Origin of the sequence: Flavobacterium sp. N3904 (genome assembly GCF_025947305.1) — a bacterium.
Taxonomy (GTDB): Bacteria; Bacteroidota; Bacteroidia; order Flavobacteriales; family Flavobacteriaceae; genus Flavobacterium.
In genome coordinates this window covers 1913085-1930431 of record NZ_CP110009.1, presented here as the reverse complement: position 1 = coordinate 1930431, position 17347 = coordinate 1913085, and the positions used below count along the sequence as shown (strand labels likewise).

The following is a 17347-nucleotide window of genomic DNA, read 5'->3' as shown; positions in this document are numbered from 1 at the left end:
CAAAACAATTTTCCCATTAAGCCAATTGCCAAATCCGTATTAAGAGTTGTTTACTGTTGTGTTATTTTACTATTTATAGTATTCTTTTAATAACGAAAAAACTAAAGAATCATGTACAATTCCATTTTCTATAAAATGCTCTTTTAAAATCCCTTCTTGAACAAACCCGTTTTTTTTAACTATGCTTTGGGATGCAATATTTAAAGGACTAATATAGGCTTCAATTCTATTTAAATCCATACAGTTGAAACCATATTCTAAAATCGAAATAACAGCTTCGCTCATATATCCTTTTTTTTTATTTTCATCTTTACTTAAAGAATAGCCTAACTCTGCTCGACGATGATCATTATACCAATTGTGATATCCGCATCTTCCAATTATTTCATTATTGCTTTTCAGAACTATTAGAAAAGATAAAATTGTTCTATTATATGTTTTGTAACCTCCTTCGCGCTTCATTTTTTCTAGAGTGAATTCATCTTCATCTACCAATCCAAGGTATTTTTTAATTTTATTATCTGAATAATTGTCAAACATATATCCAATTATTTCAGGCGTAATTTTTCTTAAAATTAATCTATTCGTTTCTAATGTTTCAAATTTTATCATTCGAGTATTTTTAAAATATAAAGTTCTGGTGCTACTGCGGATTTGGAACTAAACCCTGTTTTTGGATTTACCACTCGAGCAATTGCGAACAGGCGAAGCAATCCCAATAACTATCGTGACCCAAATACAAAAACAACTTTCAGTTAAGTCTATTGTCCAAGTCCGTTGTACCCGTTAGCCAAAGTTACTTTTCCGCTATTATTACTTAAAGTTTTGCTGATTAATATCAATTTTCGGTAAATAAATAAAACACCTATTATTAAGCAAAAAATCTGTAGTCCATTATTTAAAACAACTTGCCTCGTAATCTTTTATTAGTTCTAAAACGCCAGCTTCTCCCTGAATAGCTAATTCTTTACTCTCAACTTTGTAAATAGTACTTGGACAATCAGTGATTTCTCTAGCAATTACTTTTTTCGAGATAAGTCTGCTTAAACCCATAGCTTCCATATATGAGACTTTACCATTGTTTGGTCTTTTAATAATGTATATACGTATTGCAGAGTAGTTAGGTTTAATATACCTAAGTAATTTTAATTTATTTGAATACATTACTAAAGCAAATCCTTCATTTTCTACATTTTCATAATTTAAAATGTTATCCTCATATTTCAAACTAAATGAACTTACATCGGAAGGTAGTAACACTTTTTTATTTCCATTTTTATCTAAAACAATTAACTTTTCTTGTAATTTATAATTTAACTCAACTTTGGACAAATAGTTTACTTTTAATTCAACATTTTTTAAAGTGTCATTTTCTTTGGTTATTATTTCGATGTTTGTGATTTGGGAAAAAGATTTATTTATTCCTGTAATAAGTAAAATAATGATTATTAATTTTTTCATGTTTTAATCTAATTTGCTTAGTTTGCTTTTTTTATAAATTATTTTTTTGCACTTAAATCTTCACCATATTGTCTTGTCCTGATATAGGTTGACTATTTTTGGTTGTTTTATAATTTCAAAAATAGGTGATTGTAGCCGTAATATTGATAAGTTTAGAAAAAATCTTTGAAGGGATTTTTTTCCAAACTTGTCAACATTCCTACGCAACTAAAATAGCGATTTTATTCTTCTTATAGGATTTGTATTTGTGGATTTGATTCACGTGTGCAAATTCAGGTGTTTTCATTCCCAGAGAGCAATGTCTACGTTCGTTGTTGTAAATTTCTATTGCTTGTTTTACCATTTTTTGAGCTGTTTTTAAGTTTGGAATTGTTTTATTTAATCCAAATTCGTGTTTTAATATTCCATTAATTCTTTCTGCAACAGCATTTTCATATGGGCTGGAATTTTGTGTTGTACTTAAAATAATGTTCTTAGATTTAGCAAATTCAGCAAAATCTGGACAACAATATTGCATCCCTCTATCGGAATGATGGATTAGATTTATATTGATGTAACGTCTATTTTTAACAGCCATTACTAAAGCATCTTTGACCAATTGTACGCGCATATTTGTATCAATTTTATAACCCATGATTTTCTTTGAATAAACGTCTGTGACTAAGGCTAAATAGGCATGCTGAGATGTGAGTTTAATGTAAGTTATATCACTGACAAATACCTGTTCAGCATGTTTTATTTCAAGGTTGACAAGTAAGTCTTTTGATTTGTAAAATCCATGTTTAGAGTCGGTTGTAATGTGATAAAGCTTTGTTTTTGGTATTAATAAATTGTGATATCTTAAAAAATGAAAGAACTTGTCTCTACCTATTTTTATATCATTTTTTTTAAAGTCATCTTTCAAGTCAAGATAGAGTTTTTTGGCTCCATATCGAGCCATTTTTTGGCGAATAGGAGTGATGAGTTTTTTGATTTTTTGAGCCTCTAAATCCTCAATATTCTGTTTATTAATTCGTTTGTAATAAGCCTGAGTGCTTATTCCGAAGCACCTGGAGAACCATTTGATTTTAAAAGGTCTTTTTTCTTTTTCTCCACTTCTTTTAGCAATGCTTCGGGCAATGACTTTTTTGCAAAATCAAGATTAGTACTTACTTCAAAATCAGCAATTATCATTTGTTGAAAGTCTTTAATGAATTCCAGTTCTTCGATACGCTCTTTAAGTTTTTTTAGTTCTTGATTTTTGCTCATAGTTTTGGAGTTTTGTTCAAAGGAACGTAATTTTTTCATCCAATACGTTATTGAAGAGCGAGAAATTCCATGTAATTTTGAAGCATGATTTAGGGAAATTTGACCGTTAGAAATTTGGTCAATGATGGAAAGTTTTAAGTCAAAACCGATTTTTTTGTACTCAATTTTTGGACAGTGTTCTTTTTTTGTGGGTTCCATAGTTTACTAAAAGTGTTTAATTTTTAGTCAACCTATTTCAGGATTTGTCAAACGGAGCAATAATCGCTAACGTCCCCGCGCTACAAGTAGTTTGGGACTAAATTAAGCCCATTATTCGGATTTGCCAAATCTCCCAAATACAAAACCAATTTTTCGATTAAGCCAAATCCCCAAATTGCTTGTAGCGTGTGTTGGCAGTAGTTTTTTTTTTAATTTTCAATTTTTACTATAATCTTTTTTTCAAAATTTCTATTGTCGGAAGTGCTACAATTAAAAGTAACTTCATAGTCGTCTGTTGAAAAAACACTTTCATTTTTAAATGATTGGCTAAATTCAAATACTTTATCGGCTCCTAATAATATCCATTATTTGTTTCGTAAATTGCAATTTGTTTTTTTATCTCATCTATTTCTAATAAATTTTGATTAGCATTTATGGTTACATTTTTATATGTGAATGGATGGTCGAATTTTATGGAATATGTATTTTCAAGTAAGTAATTATCTATTACACTTCCTTTTGTAAAAGCGTAACATTTTCCTGATAATCCTAAATCTAAACTGGCAATAAAATCAGTGTAATATGAAACAATAAAAACTATATCATTTTTTAAAACACTCGTTTGCTTGAAATTATTTAATTCTCTTTCACTTTTTCTTTCACTTACTGTTGCTCCATTAAATTCAATACTCGAAATCAAATAATGTTCTGGTGAACAACTTTGACTTGCAACAATCAAAAAAAGGTAAATCCCTATAATTTTAAGTATTTTTTTCATATTCAAAATTTTATTTTCGCTTTTTTCGGGCAAAATTACTGCCAACGTCCCGCTACTACAGCGGGTTTGGGACTAAATTAAGCCCTATTTTCGGATTTGCCAAATCATCCCCAATACAAAACCATTTTTCCATTAAGCCAAATGCCCAAATCCGTTGTAGCATCTATGTAAAAGCATAACTTAGAGTTACTAAAAACGAAGATTATGCAATTACAAGATGCCTTAATAAAACCAAAGATATTCATTGCTTTAGATATTCACAAAAAAAGCTGGACCGTTTCCATTCAAACTGATTTGTTTTTTCACAGAACGTACTCGATGCCTTCTGTCGCCGAGGATTTATTTCAATATGTGGAGCAGACATTTCCTAATCACGAAGTGGATCTGGTTTACGAAGCAGGTTGCTGCGGGTTTTCCGCAGCCCGCTATTTTTTAAACTTAGGTTGGAATGTTTCGGTGGTCAATCCATCCGATGTCAAGACAGGAGACAAGGAGCGGTATCAAAAAACAGACGCCTTAGATTCCAAAAACCTGTCCAATCAATTAAAGGCTGGAGTTCTCAGGGGAGTTTATATTCCTATTGAAGAACACGAACAGTTTACGACTTTGGCCCGTCATAGAACCCAAGTCACTAAGAAACTCCGACAAACCAAACTGCATATCAAAAGCATGCTGCTGTTTCATGGCATAAAGATTCCAGATGAGTTTGATAGCCCGAATTGGAACCAAGATTTTATTGTATGGCTGGAAAAAATAAAATTCAGCACCAGCTGCGGAGAATTGGCTTTGCAGGGCAAAATACGGATGTACAAATTTATCAAGTCAGAGTATTTGGAAATCGCTAATCAAATGCGTGCTCATTGCCGAAAGACCCATAAGAAAGATTATAATCTCTTGAGGAGCATTCCTGGAATTGGAGGTTATCTGGCAAGTGTAATTCTGGCCGAATGTGGTGATTTGCGCCGATTCAATAACGAGGGACAATTTAGCTCTTACATCGGATTGGTGCCCGGGATTTACAATAGCGGCGGTTCGGAAAAGTGTTTGGGAATAACCCCTAGAAGCCGTTCACAATTACGAAGTTATTTAGTGGAAGCAGCTTGGATTGCCATTAGAAAAGATGCCGAAATGCAAAACTATTACCGCAAACATCAAGGCAAGAACGTAAAGAACGTCATTATTAAAATAGCCCATAAAATGGCACGAAGAATACTCTCAGTAATTAAAACCGAAACGCCCTATCAAATCAATAGAAATTTAGTGTTAGAAAAATAAAAACAATCTTCTTAAAAAACTCAGTTATACCAAAAATAGACTGCAAAACAGCTATGGCGGTTCTATAAAATGAAGCCGCATTTTGTAGTAGGCAGCTATTTTTTTTCTTACAATCAAACAGATGCTGGTGGCTGCACAAAACAGACCACATATAGGAGTATGAGTTTTAAGAATTTTAAAAGAAAGACTATGTAATAAAAGAGATATAAATTCCTGGCATTATTGAAAAAGTTAGAATAACTTTTTCAATCCAAGCCTTCGGCGGACAAAAAGTTGTTTCCAACTTTTTCAACAAGCCGTTGGAACGGAATTCTATACTCGAAAAATAAACGACATATAACCCTCTCAAAAGTTGTGAATAACTTTACGATGCTTTACATAGGAGTAGCTGTTGGGAGATGTTTTTTAATTGTTAAAATGTATATCCAATCCTTAAAGTAAAATAGGGTGTGTATTGAATTTCATTTTCTGCAACTCCGTCAACATTTTGCGCGTTACCATTGTAATAATTTGGCTTCAAATATACAATTCTAACTCCCAATCCAACGCCAGTTTCGTAAGTGAGATGATTTCCTATTTGGCGTTTTAAGCCCCAAGTTGGGATTATAGTTAAGTCTGCAGTTTTAGTTATGTTTTCGTCTAAATTAATTACAAACCAATCTGGATGATAACTTGTTTTAAGTGAAATATAATTCCCACTATTTTTTGATATGTTTTTCCCTTTAGAATTTCTGTTTTTTAAGTTATAATAATACCGTGGTTCTACTGTTAAAACGGGTTGCAGTATAAATCCAGCACCATCATAATGATCTCCAACCGCAAAATCATATTCTATTCCAATTTCGCTTCTTAACGCTAAACTATTCGTGAGTTTAAACTCATTATTTAACCAAATTCCTGAAAACCCTGTTTGAATTCCAAACATTGATTTCTCAACACTAACATCTTGTGCATTAATATTTACACTCATTCCTAAAAATAATAACCCTAAAATATATTTCATTTATATGTTTTTTTAATTTACATGATTTCTGTTAAAATATCTCCCAACGTTCTTGCGCTACAAGTAGTTTGGGACTAAATTAAGCCCATTATTCGGATTTGCCAAATCTTCCAAATACAAAACCCAATTCAAATTAAGCCTAATACCCAAATTGCTTGTAGCGTGTGTTGGGCAACGTTAATTTTTAAATTCCTTTATTTCAATTTTCAAATCCTCTGGCACATTTATCCACTCTGTCGATTCTGTAATTAATAATCTACAATTACAATCTGTAACAATGAGAGATACTATATGTTTGTACCAATCTAAATATGACCATTCTCTTGGCTTTGGCGAATAAAGACAATTTTTATTATTATCCCAATGTACTTCTGATGCACTTCTATAAATCATTGGGAATTTTTCTGTTTCAGGTTTAATTAAAAGCCTTTCAGATTCATCAATCTCAATTTCAATAATGTTATCAGTTCCCATTTATGTAATTCCACCATTTATCCATATCTTCTGTCTGATATGATTCAATTAATAATTTCAAGTCGTTTTGAAGAGTTAGTTTTAAGATATCAGCACTTAAGTCAGGTCTAAATACCCAAATCCACGATATTATTTCAGATGTCAAAAGAGGTTCATTGTCAGGGCAAAACTCTATGTAACCATCGCAAACTCCAATGGTATTTACATATAAAACTCCAACTGCTGATATCCTTTCGTCAAGTCTATCAAAATCCACAATATTCGAAAATTTCACTTCAATTGGAGTAGAGTCAATCAATGTTTTTAATTCTAAAATCATAGCGTTCGTTTCTTTTTTAATTTTGCCCAACTAGTAAATAAGTCTAATAAACATCCTCCTTTTTGGTTTTGCTAAAGTATAAATAAATACTTATTAATCGGGCAAAATTTCTTTTTTTCCGGCAGTAAAACAATGCTCAAAAAAATACCAAATCTTCTTTCTGTCTATAGTCACTCCTCAGCACGCGTGAGGGATAGCGCCAAATTACCGCAGTAATGGCAATAGCCCGACCGAGTTGTGCAAAGGGGCTGTGTAAGCAGCGCTATAAGTAAGCCCCTTTGCACAACGGGGTCACGCCCAAATAGAAGGCCATGTTTTTGGCAAGGCTCTATATGCTGTAGTTGCGGCAGTTGGCATTACTGCAACCAAAGCGAAACATCAAGTTGTAATGTCCACAGCTGCATAGTTTCCTATTTTCTTAAAACCATCATTGATGTCGATACCAATTTTATAGTTCTTAACTGTAAAAATACTGTTTAGAACTGCAATTTTACAGTTTTGTAGTTAGGAACATTAATTTTATCAAAAATCATTTCTGAAGAATAGCGATGCCATTAATCCAACCCTGTCTTTATTAAAACAGTTTTGTTTATTACCTAAAAAAAAGGTGCAAAAAAAGAGCTAACTTTTAAAATTAGCTCTCTTTCTTTATAATAATTTTGCCAGATAGACCTTATGATCACCATTCACTACTCACTATTAACTATTAACCATCAAGAACCGATAGCCTGATACACAAAACCAATGCTTTCCAATTTGGCCTTATTCAGTATATTTCTTCCGTCAAAGACAAAAGCTGGTTTCTGCATCCCATCGTATATCTTTTGCCAATCATAACTTACAAATTCATCCCACTCGGTAAGTACAGCAATTGCATGTGCATTTTCGCAGGACAGATAAGGATCTTCAAAAGTAAATATGCTTTTTGCATTCTCTTCTGTTCCTCGTGTTTCCAGATAATCAAGATCTGAAAGTATCTTTTTGCGCGACACTTTAGGATCGAATACCGCAATTTTTGCCTGCTCGTTTATCAGGTCATCGGCAACATATATCGCTGCAGATTCTCTGGTATCATTAGTGTCTTTCTTGAAAGCCCAACCCAAAAAAGTAATTTTTTTGTCGGCAACTGTGTTATAAAGTGTTCGCACTACATTATTGGAGAAACGACGCTTTTGATGGTCGTTCATAATAATAACCTGTTCCCAGTAATCGGCAACCTCTCTCAATCCGTATGATTTGGCGATATAAACCAAATTCAAAATGTCTTTTTGAAAACACGAGCCCCCAAATCCTACTGAAGCTTTCAGGAATTTTGACCCAATTCGGCTGTCCATACCAATGGCTTTGGCCACTTCATTGACATCGGCTCCAGTTTTTTCGCAAAGTTCAGACATCGCGTTGATAGATGATATGCGTTGCGCCAAAAAGGCATTGGCAGTCAATTTTGACAATTCTGATGACCAGACATTGGTTGTCAATATCTTTTCTGGACTCACCCAATTTGAATATACATCAACCAAAGCCTGAATCGCTTTTTGACCTTCTATCGAGGTATCTCCACCGATTAAGATGCGATCCGGACTCAATAAATCCTGAACTGCGGTACCTTCGGCCAAAAACTCAGGATTAGACAAAATCTGGAACTGAACACCATTTCCGGTATTGTCAAGAATACTTTTGAGCGCTTCGGCAGTTCGTACTGGCAAAGTCGATTTCTCTACCACTATTTTATTGTCTTTGGCAACTTTGGCGATTTGGCGGGCACACAATTCGATATATTTCAAATCGGCAGCCATTCCTTTCCCTTTTCCGTAAGTTTTTGTTGGTGTATTTACCGATATAAAAATGATTTGGGCTTCGTCTATGGCCTTGTCAACTTCGGTAGAAAAAAATAAATTTCTGCCTCTGGCCTCTGCTACAATTGTATCCAAACCCGGTTCATAAATTGGAATATTATCTGTATTTTCATCATTCCAAGCCAAGATTCTTTCGGTATTCAAATCAACAACCGTAACCTGAATGTGTGGACATTTTTGAGCAATAACAGCCATTGTTGGTCCTCCAACATATCCTGCACCAATGCAGCAAATTTTTGTAATTTTCATATCTGTTCTATTTTCACTATATATTTTATCTATACTCTAAAATCTATTTGCTAAGATTCTCCCAATACCACCCTACAGCTTCTTTCAAACCTTGTTGCAGTGAAAACTTGGGGTCATATCCTAAAATTGTTTTGGCCTTGTCGATACTTGCCAACGAATGGGGTATGTCTCCAGCTCTGTTTGGTCCATACTCAATAGCAACTTCAGCAATCTTCGGATCGTATTCGGATAAAAATGTTTTTAAATAACCTACCAAATCATTTAAGGTATTGCGGTCTCCATAAGCGGTGTTGTAAACGGTATTTACCGCTGCAGGATTGTCTGCAGTCATTGCCAACTCATTCATCTGAACTACATTGTCTATGTATGTAAAATCGCGAGAATAATTTCCGTCTCCGTTTATTTTTGGGCTTTCATGTTGCATCAATTGCATCACAAACTTTGGGATTACTGCTGCATAGGCTCCGTTGGGATCTTGCTTTCTTCCAAATACATTAAAATAACGCAATCCAATGGTTTCCAATCCGTATGTTCTGCTGAAAATTTCTGCATACAACTCGTTTACATATTTTGTAATGGCATAAGGAGATAATGGTTTGCCTATAACATCCTCTACTTTTGGCAATCCAACGGAATCCCCATAGGTAGAAGAACTCGCTGCGTATACAAATCGTTGTACATTAGCATCACGAGCAGCTACCAACATATTCAAAAACCCGGAAACGTTTACATCATTTGTAGTAATAGGATCATTTATAGATCTCGGCACAGAACCTAATGCCGCTTGGTGCAAAACATAGTTTACGCCTTGAACAGCCTGTTGGCAAGTTACCAGATTCCGGATGTCCCCTTCAATTAAAGTAAAATTCTCATTGTTTATAAAGTCCTTCAAATTATGACGATGCCCTGTAGCAAAATTATCCAAACAAACAACCTTGCAATTTTTAGACAAAAAATATTCACACAAGTTAGAACCTATAAATCCTGCACCTCCTGTTACTAATATTGTCTTTTTATTGATTTCTTGCATTGTTGATTACTTTAAAATTTATCTTACTTTGAACGTTTATTTTCTAAAAATTATATCAAAAATACTTTTCTTTTTTTCAGCCTCATGGTATCCGTTAGAATAATTCCCATTTCCATAACCGTATCCGTATCCATAACCTCCGCCGTATTTAGCTTTATTTTCAAAACCGTTCAAAATAATACTTGTATTGTGGAGTTCCCCCCTATTTACTCTATTATTCAACAAGGTGATCATCCCTTTCTTTGTAAAATTTTGTCTCACTATATACAAAGTAACATCACTATATTGAACCAGTTCCAGTGAATCTGCTACCAAACCTACCGGAGGAGTATCCAGAATTATATAGTCGTATTTTTCTTTGAGTTCCTCTATTAATTCTCTCATTCCGTCACTCAATATTAACTCGGATGGATTTGGCGGTACGGGTCCAGACAGAATTACATCTAGGAAAGGAACTGAAGTGTGATTTACAATTTCTTCCAATTTTTTTTGCTTGATTAGGTAATTGACTACTCCAACTTGATTGGTCAAATTAAATTCTTCAAATAATTTTGGTTTTCTTAAATCCAAACCAACAATAACTGTCTTTTTTTCGCTTAAAGCAAACACTGTAGCAATGTTTATAGAACAGAATGTTTTTCCTTCACCACTTACCGAAGAAGTAATCATCAGCGTTTTTGCTCCTGCAACATTATTCTTTTTATATAAAAATTGAAGAGAAGAACGAATCGCCCTAAAGGATTCTGACAAAGCTGAATTTGGTTTCTCGTAAACAGCCAAACTGTCTTTTTGGGTGTTTATCCCTATAATACCGATTAACGGAATACCCGTAAGCGCCTTTATGTCCTCGGGATTGTGAATCGCATTGTTGATAAAGAAAATTCCAACAATGACTAGCAATGGGAGTAACAATCCCAAAAATAACGCCAAGATATAGTTTACCCCCGTTTTTGGACCTATCAAACCGCCACCTATATCTTTTGCCGGATCTATAAAATGTATATCCGATAAATTGGCAGCTTTTACAATATCGGCTTCACTTCTTTTTTGAAGAAAAGTGTTGTAAATATTATCGTTTAAATCATATTTTCTTTTGATTTTAATAAGCTCTTGCTGATCATCCGGAAGACTTTTTATCTTACTTTCCGCTTCATTGATTTTGCTTTCAACCATGGCCAAATCATATTGGAGTGAAGCTTTTGCGGTAGTAATATTTTCAAGTAAAACATTTTTTATCGCTTCCATCTGATTGTCAAAATCACGAAATATTTTTTCACTCTTGACAGCATATGCCATTTCAGATCTCTGGGCCGAAAGCGCAATTAATTTAGAAACATTGACAACAATATTTGGATCTTCAATTCCCGCAACTGATGGAGCTGGAAGTTTTGAATAATCAACGCTATTTTTTAAATAGGTTTTTAATGAATTATAATAGGTTATTTTTCTATTTACAGCATCTTTCTGAACATCAAAGTCCAAAATTTTATTCGAAAATTTGTCACTTCCTCCTTCTTCTACATCATAAATGTTTTTCCCTTTCCTAAATGATTTTAGCTCATCACCCGTCTGTTTTAATTGGGATTCCATAGCAACGAGCGTACTGTCAATAAAGCGAATTGTATTGGTTGCAAATTGATTCTTACTGTCCAATTGTCTTTTTATCAACATATTAACAGTCGCGTTCAGATAATCAACCATCCGGGCCTTATTTGTCCCTTGCATTCCCAAGGTAATGATAGAGCCTCCTTTGTCATCCGTTTTTACATTTATCCCTCTATAGTTTGAAACTGTCCCATCAAAATCATTAAATCGTACAAAGTATTCATTCCCTTTGTAAAGCCCGGGATTGTCTTTTATTTGCAATTTCAAATTCAAAAAAGGCAAAGTCACTTGTTCACCTACTTTGTATTTTTTTACGAATTCACCTTCTTGTACCGCTGTATTGCTATAGCTATTATCAGAATAGTGAATCAAAGAGACAGATGTTCCTTCAAAAGGGATTCTTATTTGATATTCGTTTTCGCTCAAAAATTTAATCCCTATAAGATGTCCCGTTACTTGTCCCTGTTTTTTGTCAATGTCCAAATAAAAAGGTACTGCTCCATAAGCATCCTCCAGATTGTATTTTCCTTGAATTAAATAATCAATGTAAAATTGCAAATTAGCAACTACCAATTCATTATGGGACCGCGATTGAAGTGTGGTCGAAATGGTTTGAATTTGATCTGAAGTTCCTCCCCAATTAAACACCAAACTCGTATTGGAAGTAAAAAGCGGATTTGTTTCTTCTTTTATTGAAATAAGAGTTTCGATACCGTAAATCTTTTCTTTACGAATATTAACTTGATAAGCGATAAAAAGGGCTAAAAATGTTGTTGCCAAAAACCATTTCCAATAACTTAAGATTTTTATTAAAAAACCCTTAAAATCAAAACTAGATTGATTTTCAAAAACCGAAAAATCTTTAATATCTAACATATTTTGAAATTGATTTTAATTTTTTAGCAATAAATAGGTGGTAGTAAACAATGACAAAAGCGTGATAATAGTTGTCAATGATTGAATCCCTGTACTGCCCGTTCCCCAAGTTTTTTGTCTAAGTGGCTTAACATAGATATAGTCATTAGGCTGTAGATAATAGTACGGAGAATTCATTACGCTGATATTTGTCAAATCAATATCCTTCATCTCAGTTCCGTTGGGGGTTTGCCTGATAATGGTTACTGCTTTCCGGTCACCTGTTGTGGTTATATCTCCAGCATTTGCAATAGCTTCCATAACATTTACTTTCTCTTGAAACAATGTTTTGGTACCTGTACTTTGTACTTCACCATTTATGGTATAACGAAAACCTGCTAGTTTGACAACGACAAAAATACTGGCATTTTCTTTAAAATAATCAGTCAACAACTGTTTCTCGATACTTACTCTTACTTCTTCCAAAGTAAATCCCATCACATTCATCTCGCCCAAAACAGGTATTCTAATGTTACCATGATCGTCTACTGTAAATCCGTCAAAATATAAACCTGATTCCGATTGACCTGAAGCTTGACCATCTGTTGTGGGATTAAAAATTGCAACTAGTTTTGGATCGGCTGCTTTTATAGTAATGCTCAAAACATCATGTGTTTGCAATCGATAAGGTTTTGACTCTACCATTGCAATTGAATTTTCACTTATAGGATCTCCTTTTTTTTGAAGATAAACTAAATCCTTCACCGGAATACAAGAAGTAAATAAGATACTAATCAATAAGAATATAAAGAATAAACGTCTGTTCATTTTTGAAAATTTAATAACAAATATAGTTTTTCAATTACTATTTAAAAAGCATTATAGCTTAATAAACTGCTTAATTGGTTTTTAAAGATTTTTCAAAAGGCACCCTATGCAAAATACTGCGCCCGAGAGTTACTTCGTCTGCGTATTCTAACTCGTCTCCTACAGAAATTCCTCTGGCAATTGTAGATACAATAATAGCACTATCTGCAATTTGTTTGTAGATATAAAAATTAGTCGTATCTCCTTCCATTGTAGAGCTTAACGCAAAAATTATTTCGCTTACTTGACCCAATTTAACTTTTTCGACCAATGAAATAATGTTCAATTGACTGGGCCCTACTCCATCTATAGGCGAAATTTTCCCTCCCAAAACATGATAGATGCCTCTAAATTGACCTGTATTTTCTATAGCCATTACATCCCGAATATCTTCGACAACGCAAATGATTTGATGGTTTCTGTTTTTATTGGCACATATCTCACAAGTAGAACTGTCCGAAATATTATGACAACTGTTGCAATACTTAATGTCTTCACGCATGGATAACAATGCCTGTGACAAAAAAGCGACTTGCTCTTTGGGCTGTTTCAACATGTGCAAAACCAGTCGCAATGCGGTTCGCTTACCAATTCCTGGTAACTGAGACATTTCATTGACTGCTTTTTCTATTAATTTTGAAGAAAATTCCATGGATACAAAAGTAAGCAATTTGACAAACTGCATTTTTAGAAAATTAGGCTTATTTTAAAATCCAAATTTCATTTTTTTAAGCAAAACAAATGCAAAATATAAAATTGTTGCTATTAATAAACAGTTTTGTCTCTGGTTGTCCCAGATAAATACTAAAATAAATTAATATTTATTTAAAGTCAATAATACTAATGTACAAGCAACTTCAACCTTGATATTGTTTAATTCCAATAACTGATAAAACTCTGGATTTTCGGTACCAGGATTAAAGACCACACGCTTAGGCTTTGCCTCAACTATATAATTATAATAATCCTTTTGACGGGTAGGATTAATATAAAGGCTTACTGTGTCTATATTTTTTATTGGAATTGCTTTGGTTTTAATCTTAATTCCGGCAACTTCTCCCATATTTTGCCCTAAAGCCAAAACTGAGTGACCTTTGCCTACCAACATTTCGATGGCCTTGTATGCTGCTCTTTCTGGTTTTGTAGTTGCTCCTAGAATAAGCGTTTTTTTATTTTTTATCATTTTTTTTCTATATCTACTGCAAAAGTAAACAAAAAGGAGCAAGTGCCTGCAATTTGTCTACTTATAGGTTTGCATATTTATGATTTTATTAAAATACCGAAAAGAGAAAGTTAGTAATAAATGAATTATCGGCAATAAAAAACAATATCCTAACACGGCAATAAAACCAGTTCTTTAAAAAAGTGTATTTTTACAATAAAAAAATAAAACTGCATGGATTTATTTATCTATCTATTTGCCGCACTATTTTCGGTATTAAACCCAATTGGAACTGTTCCTATTTTTGTTGGATTAACTAGTGGAGACTCAAAAAAAGAACGATCAAGAATATCATTATGGACAGCAATAAATGTTTTTCTTATCCTGATAATTTCGTTTTTTATTGGAAAATACGTTTTAAGTTTTTTTGGAATCAGCATTGATTCCCTTCGTATCGCTGGCGGTTTAATAATTGTTAGTTCAGGTTTTTCACTCCTCTCTGGGAAATTCAATAAAAAAAGAGGTATAAACAAAAAGATAGAGACTGATGCACAGCAACGAAATGATATAGCATTAACTCCTCTGGCAATGCCAATGTTAGCTGGACCTGGATCTATCTCTCTTTTAATTGCGTTTTATCAGGAGCACCATGCAACAAATGAACTCATCATTGCTTCCTGTGCCATACTGGCTATAGCTGTTGCTATTTTCATAATTCTGAAAAGCGCTCATTTTCTGGCTCAATTACTTGGAGCATCTGGTATAGTTGCTATTTCTAGAATTGTTGGTTTTATAGTAATTGCAATTGGAATTCAATATATAGTGAGTGCGCTTATCAATATCATCAAAGGAAATTTGATGTGAGCCCAAAAGATTTCAAAAAAACCAGATTCCCATTTTTTTAAATTGGAATCTGGTTTTTTTCATTGTAATTATAATTTATTCTCTTGGCAAAAAAATCTCTGCCATCATGCATCTGGCACTTCCGCCACCACAAGCTTCAATCGTATCAAGACTAGAACTCAAAATCGTAACATGTTCTTCTAATTGAGTAATTTGCTTTTTACTCAAACTTTGATGAGCTGAGGCACTCATTACCAAATACCTTCTGTCGTCAGCGCCTTTAACCTCAAGCATATTACCCGCAAAATTATTGACTTGTTCTTCGGTAATTAGAATCACTTCTTTCTCATCCCCTTTTAGGCTATCCAGAACCATTTTTCTTTCCTTTTTGTCGTCGATACAATCTGCACAAATAACGGCAAAAGTCTCACCAAGACACATCATCACATTGGTGTGATAGATTAATTTACGTTCGTTATTGACTGTTTGAAATGCTTCGAAAATTACGGGAGTAAATTCAAAATCTTCACAGAATTCAATAAATAATTCTTCATCGGCACGCGGAGAAAGAGCACAATAAGCTTTACCATTCTCTCTGTCTAATACTAAACTTCCAGTACCTTCCAAGAAAAAACCATCCTCTTCTGCCGATGTATAATCCATAATATTATCGATTACAAATCCTTTCTCTTCTAGTGTATCCAAAATATCCTCACGACGTTCATGACGTCGATTTTCGGCAAACATAGGATATAAAGCTACATCACCATTTTCATGAAAAGAAATCCAATTGTTTGGAAAAATACTATCCGGTGTATCCGAATTTTCTTTGTCATCTACTACGGTTACATCAACCCCAACCGCGCGAAGCTTTTCAACAAAAACATCAAATTCCTGTTGTGCTTTTGCATTTACTGTGGCTGGCAAAAGACCGTCTAAAACTTTTTGATAATAATTATTCACTGCCGTTTGTTCATTCATACGGAATGCAACTGGCCGAATCATCAAAATGGAGTTTGTTGTTTGTTTCATATGTTGATATTTATTGTTTTTTATTGGTCATACGTAATTCGCATATCTTCATTAGTACTCGCTACAAATAATCGTTTAGGCGCATTTCATATTTTTATGGTAATATCGTTAAAAGAATCTATTGCTTAAAGTTAAACAATAAAACCCAAATTGATTTGTTAATCTCTAATTAATGGCAAAGTAGAACATCTCAACAATCCTTCCTGTTTTGCTATTTCGGCATATGGAATTTCTTCTACTACAAATCCATTTGCCCGTAACCAATTATTCAATCTTGTGAAATTCTTTTCAGAAACAACAACATTTGTATCTATCGAAAAAACATTCGAATTCATATGATACATTTCGTCTCTTGTAATATGGAACAAATTTTCTTTTCCGAATAAATCTACCAGAAACATATAGTCAGCTTCTTCTCTAAATCCTCTTTTGTATATAATTCCCTTATCGTTTCCAACCGGTTGAAAACAACAATCCAAATGTAAAGCATTATCACGGGCTTCTATTTTCGATTTTACCAAATCAAATTCTTTGACAATTTTGTTTGGAAACAATTCTTTTATAAAATTTACTCCCTGCCAATTGGTCCTTGCAGTTATATAACTCGCATAGTCACTTCCTTTATAAGTGCCTACAAAAACATAATCATTCCAAAGCATCACATCACCACCTTCAATATGAACTTCCTCAGGTGGACGAACCACTTTTGCCGGATTAATTTGATCAATAACATACTGAATGGCGTCCAATTCTCGTTCTCTATCAGGTAATATATTTGATTTTACAAAAGTATCATCAATTACAAAACCAATGTCTCTAGCAAAAATCTGATTGTAATTTTCAATCATTTCAGGCCTCAAAACAGTAACGCCATACTTTTGAAAAACACTATTGAAAGCCTCCATTTCAACCACCATGTCTTTTTCAAGAGGATAAGTATTTGCTAAAATATGTTCTAAAGATTTGGGATCGTAAGCTTCGTTCTCTAATGGAGTTGGCCCGTTATTAACCGCTGATCCCAACACTACCACTCTCAATCTTGAAGTCTCGTTTTTAATATTTAATTCTAGCATTTTTTTAAACTTTTGCCAA

General features: G+C 33.6%; 18 protein-coding genes. 2 read left to right on the top strand and 16 right to left on the bottom strand.

Translation table 11 applies throughout. The features are described from left to right. Nucleotides 1–69: 69 nt before the first annotated feature. The 5 genes from OLM57_RS08010 to OLM57_RS07990 all read right to left on the bottom strand — a co-directional run bounded on the left by OLM57_RS08010 (nucleotide 70) and on the right by OLM57_RS07990 (nucleotide 3685). The gene (locus tag OLM57_RS08010; RefSeq protein WP_264566678.1) at nucleotides 70–612 is read right to left on the bottom strand and encodes a GNAT family N-acetyltransferase; all 543 of its coding nucleotides are present in this window, start codon (nucleotides 610–612) and stop codon (nucleotides 70–72) included. A gap of 282 nt (nucleotides 613–894) precedes the next feature. Further along, nucleotides 895–1461 (bottom strand): hypothetical protein, encoded by a 567-nt coding sequence (locus OLM57_RS08005; RefSeq protein ID WP_264566677.1) that lies wholly within the window; start codon nucleotides 1459–1461, stop codon nucleotides 895–897. Nucleotides 1462–1660: 199 nt separating this feature from the next. Next, complete coding sequence (locus OLM57_RS08000) at nucleotides 1661–2500, bottom strand: IS3 family transposase (RefSeq protein WP_264566895.1); 840 nt, start codon at nucleotides 2498–2500, stop codon at nucleotides 1661–1663. After that, nucleotides 2497–2907: a helix-turn-helix domain-containing protein gene (locus tag OLM57_RS07995; protein WP_264564824.1), complete on the bottom strand. Its 411-nt coding sequence runs from the start codon at nucleotides 2905–2907 to the stop codon at nucleotides 2497–2499. Before OLM57_RS07995 ends, OLM57_RS08000 begins: the two co-directional genes overlap by 4 nt. Nucleotides 2908–3259: 352 nt before the next feature. Further along, entirely contained in the window at nucleotides 3260–3685 is a 426-nt protein-coding gene (locus OLM57_RS07990) for a hypothetical protein (protein ID WP_264566676.1), read from the bottom strand. A gap of 204 nt (nucleotides 3686–3889) precedes the next feature. Between OLM57_RS07990 and OLM57_RS07985 the strand changes: the two genes are divergently transcribed. Continuing rightward, a complete protein-coding gene (locus OLM57_RS07985) occupies nucleotides 3890–4960 on the top strand; it encodes an IS110 family transposase (protein ID WP_264566675.1) in 1071 nt (356 codons plus the stop codon). A gap of 412 nt (nucleotides 4961–5372) precedes the next feature. On the opposite strand, the gene OLM57_RS07980 is transcribed toward OLM57_RS07985, so the two are convergent. The 9 genes from OLM57_RS07980 to OLM57_RS07940 form a co-directional block, all read right to left on the bottom strand. Further along, the gene (locus OLM57_RS07980) at nucleotides 5373–5963 is read right to left on the bottom strand and encodes a hypothetical protein (protein ID WP_264566674.1); all 591 of its coding nucleotides are present in this window, start codon (nucleotides 5961–5963) and stop codon (nucleotides 5373–5375) included. Between the two features lie 177 nt (nucleotides 5964–6140). Beyond that, nucleotides 6141–6437 (bottom strand): hypothetical protein, encoded by a 297-nt coding sequence (locus tag OLM57_RS07975; RefSeq protein WP_264566673.1) that lies wholly within the window; start codon nucleotides 6435–6437, stop codon nucleotides 6141–6143. Next, entirely contained in the window at nucleotides 6427–6735 is a 309-nt protein-coding gene (locus tag OLM57_RS07970; RefSeq protein WP_264566672.1) for a hypothetical protein, read from the bottom strand. Before OLM57_RS07970 ends, OLM57_RS07975 begins: the two co-directional genes overlap by 11 nt. A gap of 734 nt (nucleotides 6736–7469) precedes the next feature. Then, nucleotides 7470–8861, bottom strand: coding sequence for a UDP-glucose 6-dehydrogenase (locus tag OLM57_RS07965; RefSeq protein ID WP_264566671.1), 1392 nt, complete (start codon nucleotides 8859–8861; stop codon nucleotides 7470–7472). Between the two features lie 43 nt (nucleotides 8862–8904). Continuing rightward, on the bottom strand, nucleotides 8905–9891 hold the full coding sequence (locus OLM57_RS07960; protein ID WP_264566670.1) for an SDR family oxidoreductase: 987 nt from the start codon (nucleotides 9889–9891) through the stop codon (nucleotides 8905–8907). Between the two features lie 36 nt (nucleotides 9892–9927). Further along, the gene (locus tag OLM57_RS07955; RefSeq protein ID WP_264566669.1) at nucleotides 9928–12372 is read right to left on the bottom strand and encodes a polysaccharide biosynthesis tyrosine autokinase; all 2445 of its coding nucleotides are present in this window, start codon (nucleotides 12370–12372) and stop codon (nucleotides 9928–9930) included. 15 nt (nucleotides 12373–12387) lie between these two features. Continuing rightward, complete coding sequence (locus tag OLM57_RS07950; RefSeq protein WP_264566668.1) at nucleotides 12388–13179, bottom strand: polysaccharide biosynthesis/export family protein; 792 nt, start codon at nucleotides 13177–13179, stop codon at nucleotides 12388–12390. 70 nt (nucleotides 13180–13249) lie between these two features. Next, on the bottom strand, nucleotides 13250–13870 hold the full coding sequence (gene recR, locus OLM57_RS07945) for a recombination mediator RecR (protein ID WP_264566894.1): 621 nt from the start codon (nucleotides 13868–13870) through the stop codon (nucleotides 13250–13252). A gap of 162 nt (nucleotides 13871–14032) precedes the next feature. Continuing rightward, nucleotides 14033–14398, bottom strand: coding sequence for a CoA-binding protein (locus OLM57_RS07940; RefSeq protein ID WP_264566893.1), 366 nt, complete (start codon nucleotides 14396–14398; stop codon nucleotides 14033–14035). Between the two features lie 216 nt (nucleotides 14399–14614). On the opposite strand from OLM57_RS07940, the gene OLM57_RS07935 reads away from it, so the two are divergent. Further along, on the top strand, nucleotides 14615–15244 hold the full coding sequence (locus OLM57_RS07935; RefSeq protein ID WP_264566667.1) for a MarC family NAAT transporter: 630 nt from the start codon (nucleotides 14615–14617) through the stop codon (nucleotides 15242–15244). Nucleotides 15245–15319: 75 nt separating this feature from the next. On the opposite strand, the gene ctlX is transcribed toward OLM57_RS07935, so the two are convergent. Beyond that, the gene (gene ctlX, locus OLM57_RS07930) at nucleotides 15320–16255 is read right to left on the bottom strand and encodes a citrulline utilization hydrolase CtlX (protein WP_264566666.1); all 936 of its coding nucleotides are present in this window, start codon (nucleotides 16253–16255) and stop codon (nucleotides 15320–15322) included. Between the two features lie 158 nt (nucleotides 16256–16413). After that, nucleotides 16414–17328 (bottom strand): dimethylarginine dimethylaminohydrolase family protein, encoded by a 915-nt coding sequence (locus OLM57_RS07925; protein WP_264566665.1) that lies wholly within the window; start codon nucleotides 17326–17328, stop codon nucleotides 16414–16416. Nucleotides 17329–17347: the final 19 nt, after the last annotated feature.

Bases quoted from the DNA above. Each gene is read 5' to 3' on its own strand.
- OLM57_RS08005 (WP_264566677.1), bottom strand. From the start codon at position 1,461: ATGAAAAAATTAATAATCATTATTTTACTTATTACAGGAATAAATAAA.
- OLM57_RS07995 (WP_264564824.1), bottom strand. From the start codon at position 2,907: ATGGAACCCACAAAAAAAGAACACTGTCCAAAAATTGAGTACAAAAAA.
- OLM57_RS07955 (WP_264566669.1), bottom strand. From the start codon at position 12,372: ATGTTAGATATTAAAGATTTTTCGGTTTTTGAAAATCAATCTAGTTTT.
- OLM57_RS07925 (WP_264566665.1), bottom strand. From the start codon at position 17,328: ATGCTAGAATTAAATATTAAAAACGAGACTTCAAGATTGAGAGTGGTA.
- OLM57_RS07980 (WP_264566674.1), bottom strand. From the start codon at position 5,963: ATGAAATATATTTTAGGGTTATTATTTTTAGGAATGAGTGTAAATATT.
- OLM57_RS07960 (WP_264566670.1), bottom strand. From the start codon at position 9,891: ATGCAAGAAATCAATAAAAAGACAATATTAGTAACAGGAGGTGCAGGA.
- OLM57_RS07950 (WP_264566668.1), bottom strand. From the start codon at position 13,179: ATGAACAGACGTTTATTCTTTATATTCTTATTGATTAGTATCTTATTT.
- recR (WP_264566894.1), bottom strand. From the start codon at position 13,870: ATGGAATTTTCTTCAAAATTAATAGAAAAAGCAGTCAATGAAATGTCT.
- OLM57_RS08010 (WP_264566678.1), bottom strand. From the start codon at position 612: ATGATAAAATTTGAAACATTAGAAACGAATAGATTAATTTTAAGAAAA.
- OLM57_RS07935 (WP_264566667.1), top strand. From the start codon at position 14,615: ATGGATTTATTTATCTATCTATTTGCCGCACTATTTTCGGTATTAAAC.
- OLM57_RS07990 (WP_264566676.1), bottom strand. From the start codon at position 3,685: ATGAAAAAAATACTTAAAATTATAGGGATTTACCTTTTTTTGATTGTT.
- OLM57_RS07965 (WP_264566671.1), bottom strand. From the start codon at position 8,861: ATGAAAATTACAAAAATTTGCTGCATTGGTGCAGGATATGTTGGAGGA.
- OLM57_RS07985 (WP_264566675.1), top strand. From the start codon at position 3,890: ATGCAATTACAAGATGCCTTAATAAAACCAAAGATATTCATTGCTTTA.
- ctlX (WP_264566666.1), bottom strand. From the start codon at position 16,255: ATGAAACAAACAACAAACTCCATTTTGATGATTCGGCCAGTTGCATTC.
- OLM57_RS07975 (WP_264566673.1), bottom strand. From the start codon at position 6,437: ATGGGAACTGATAACATTATTGAAATTGAGATTGATGAATCTGAAAGG.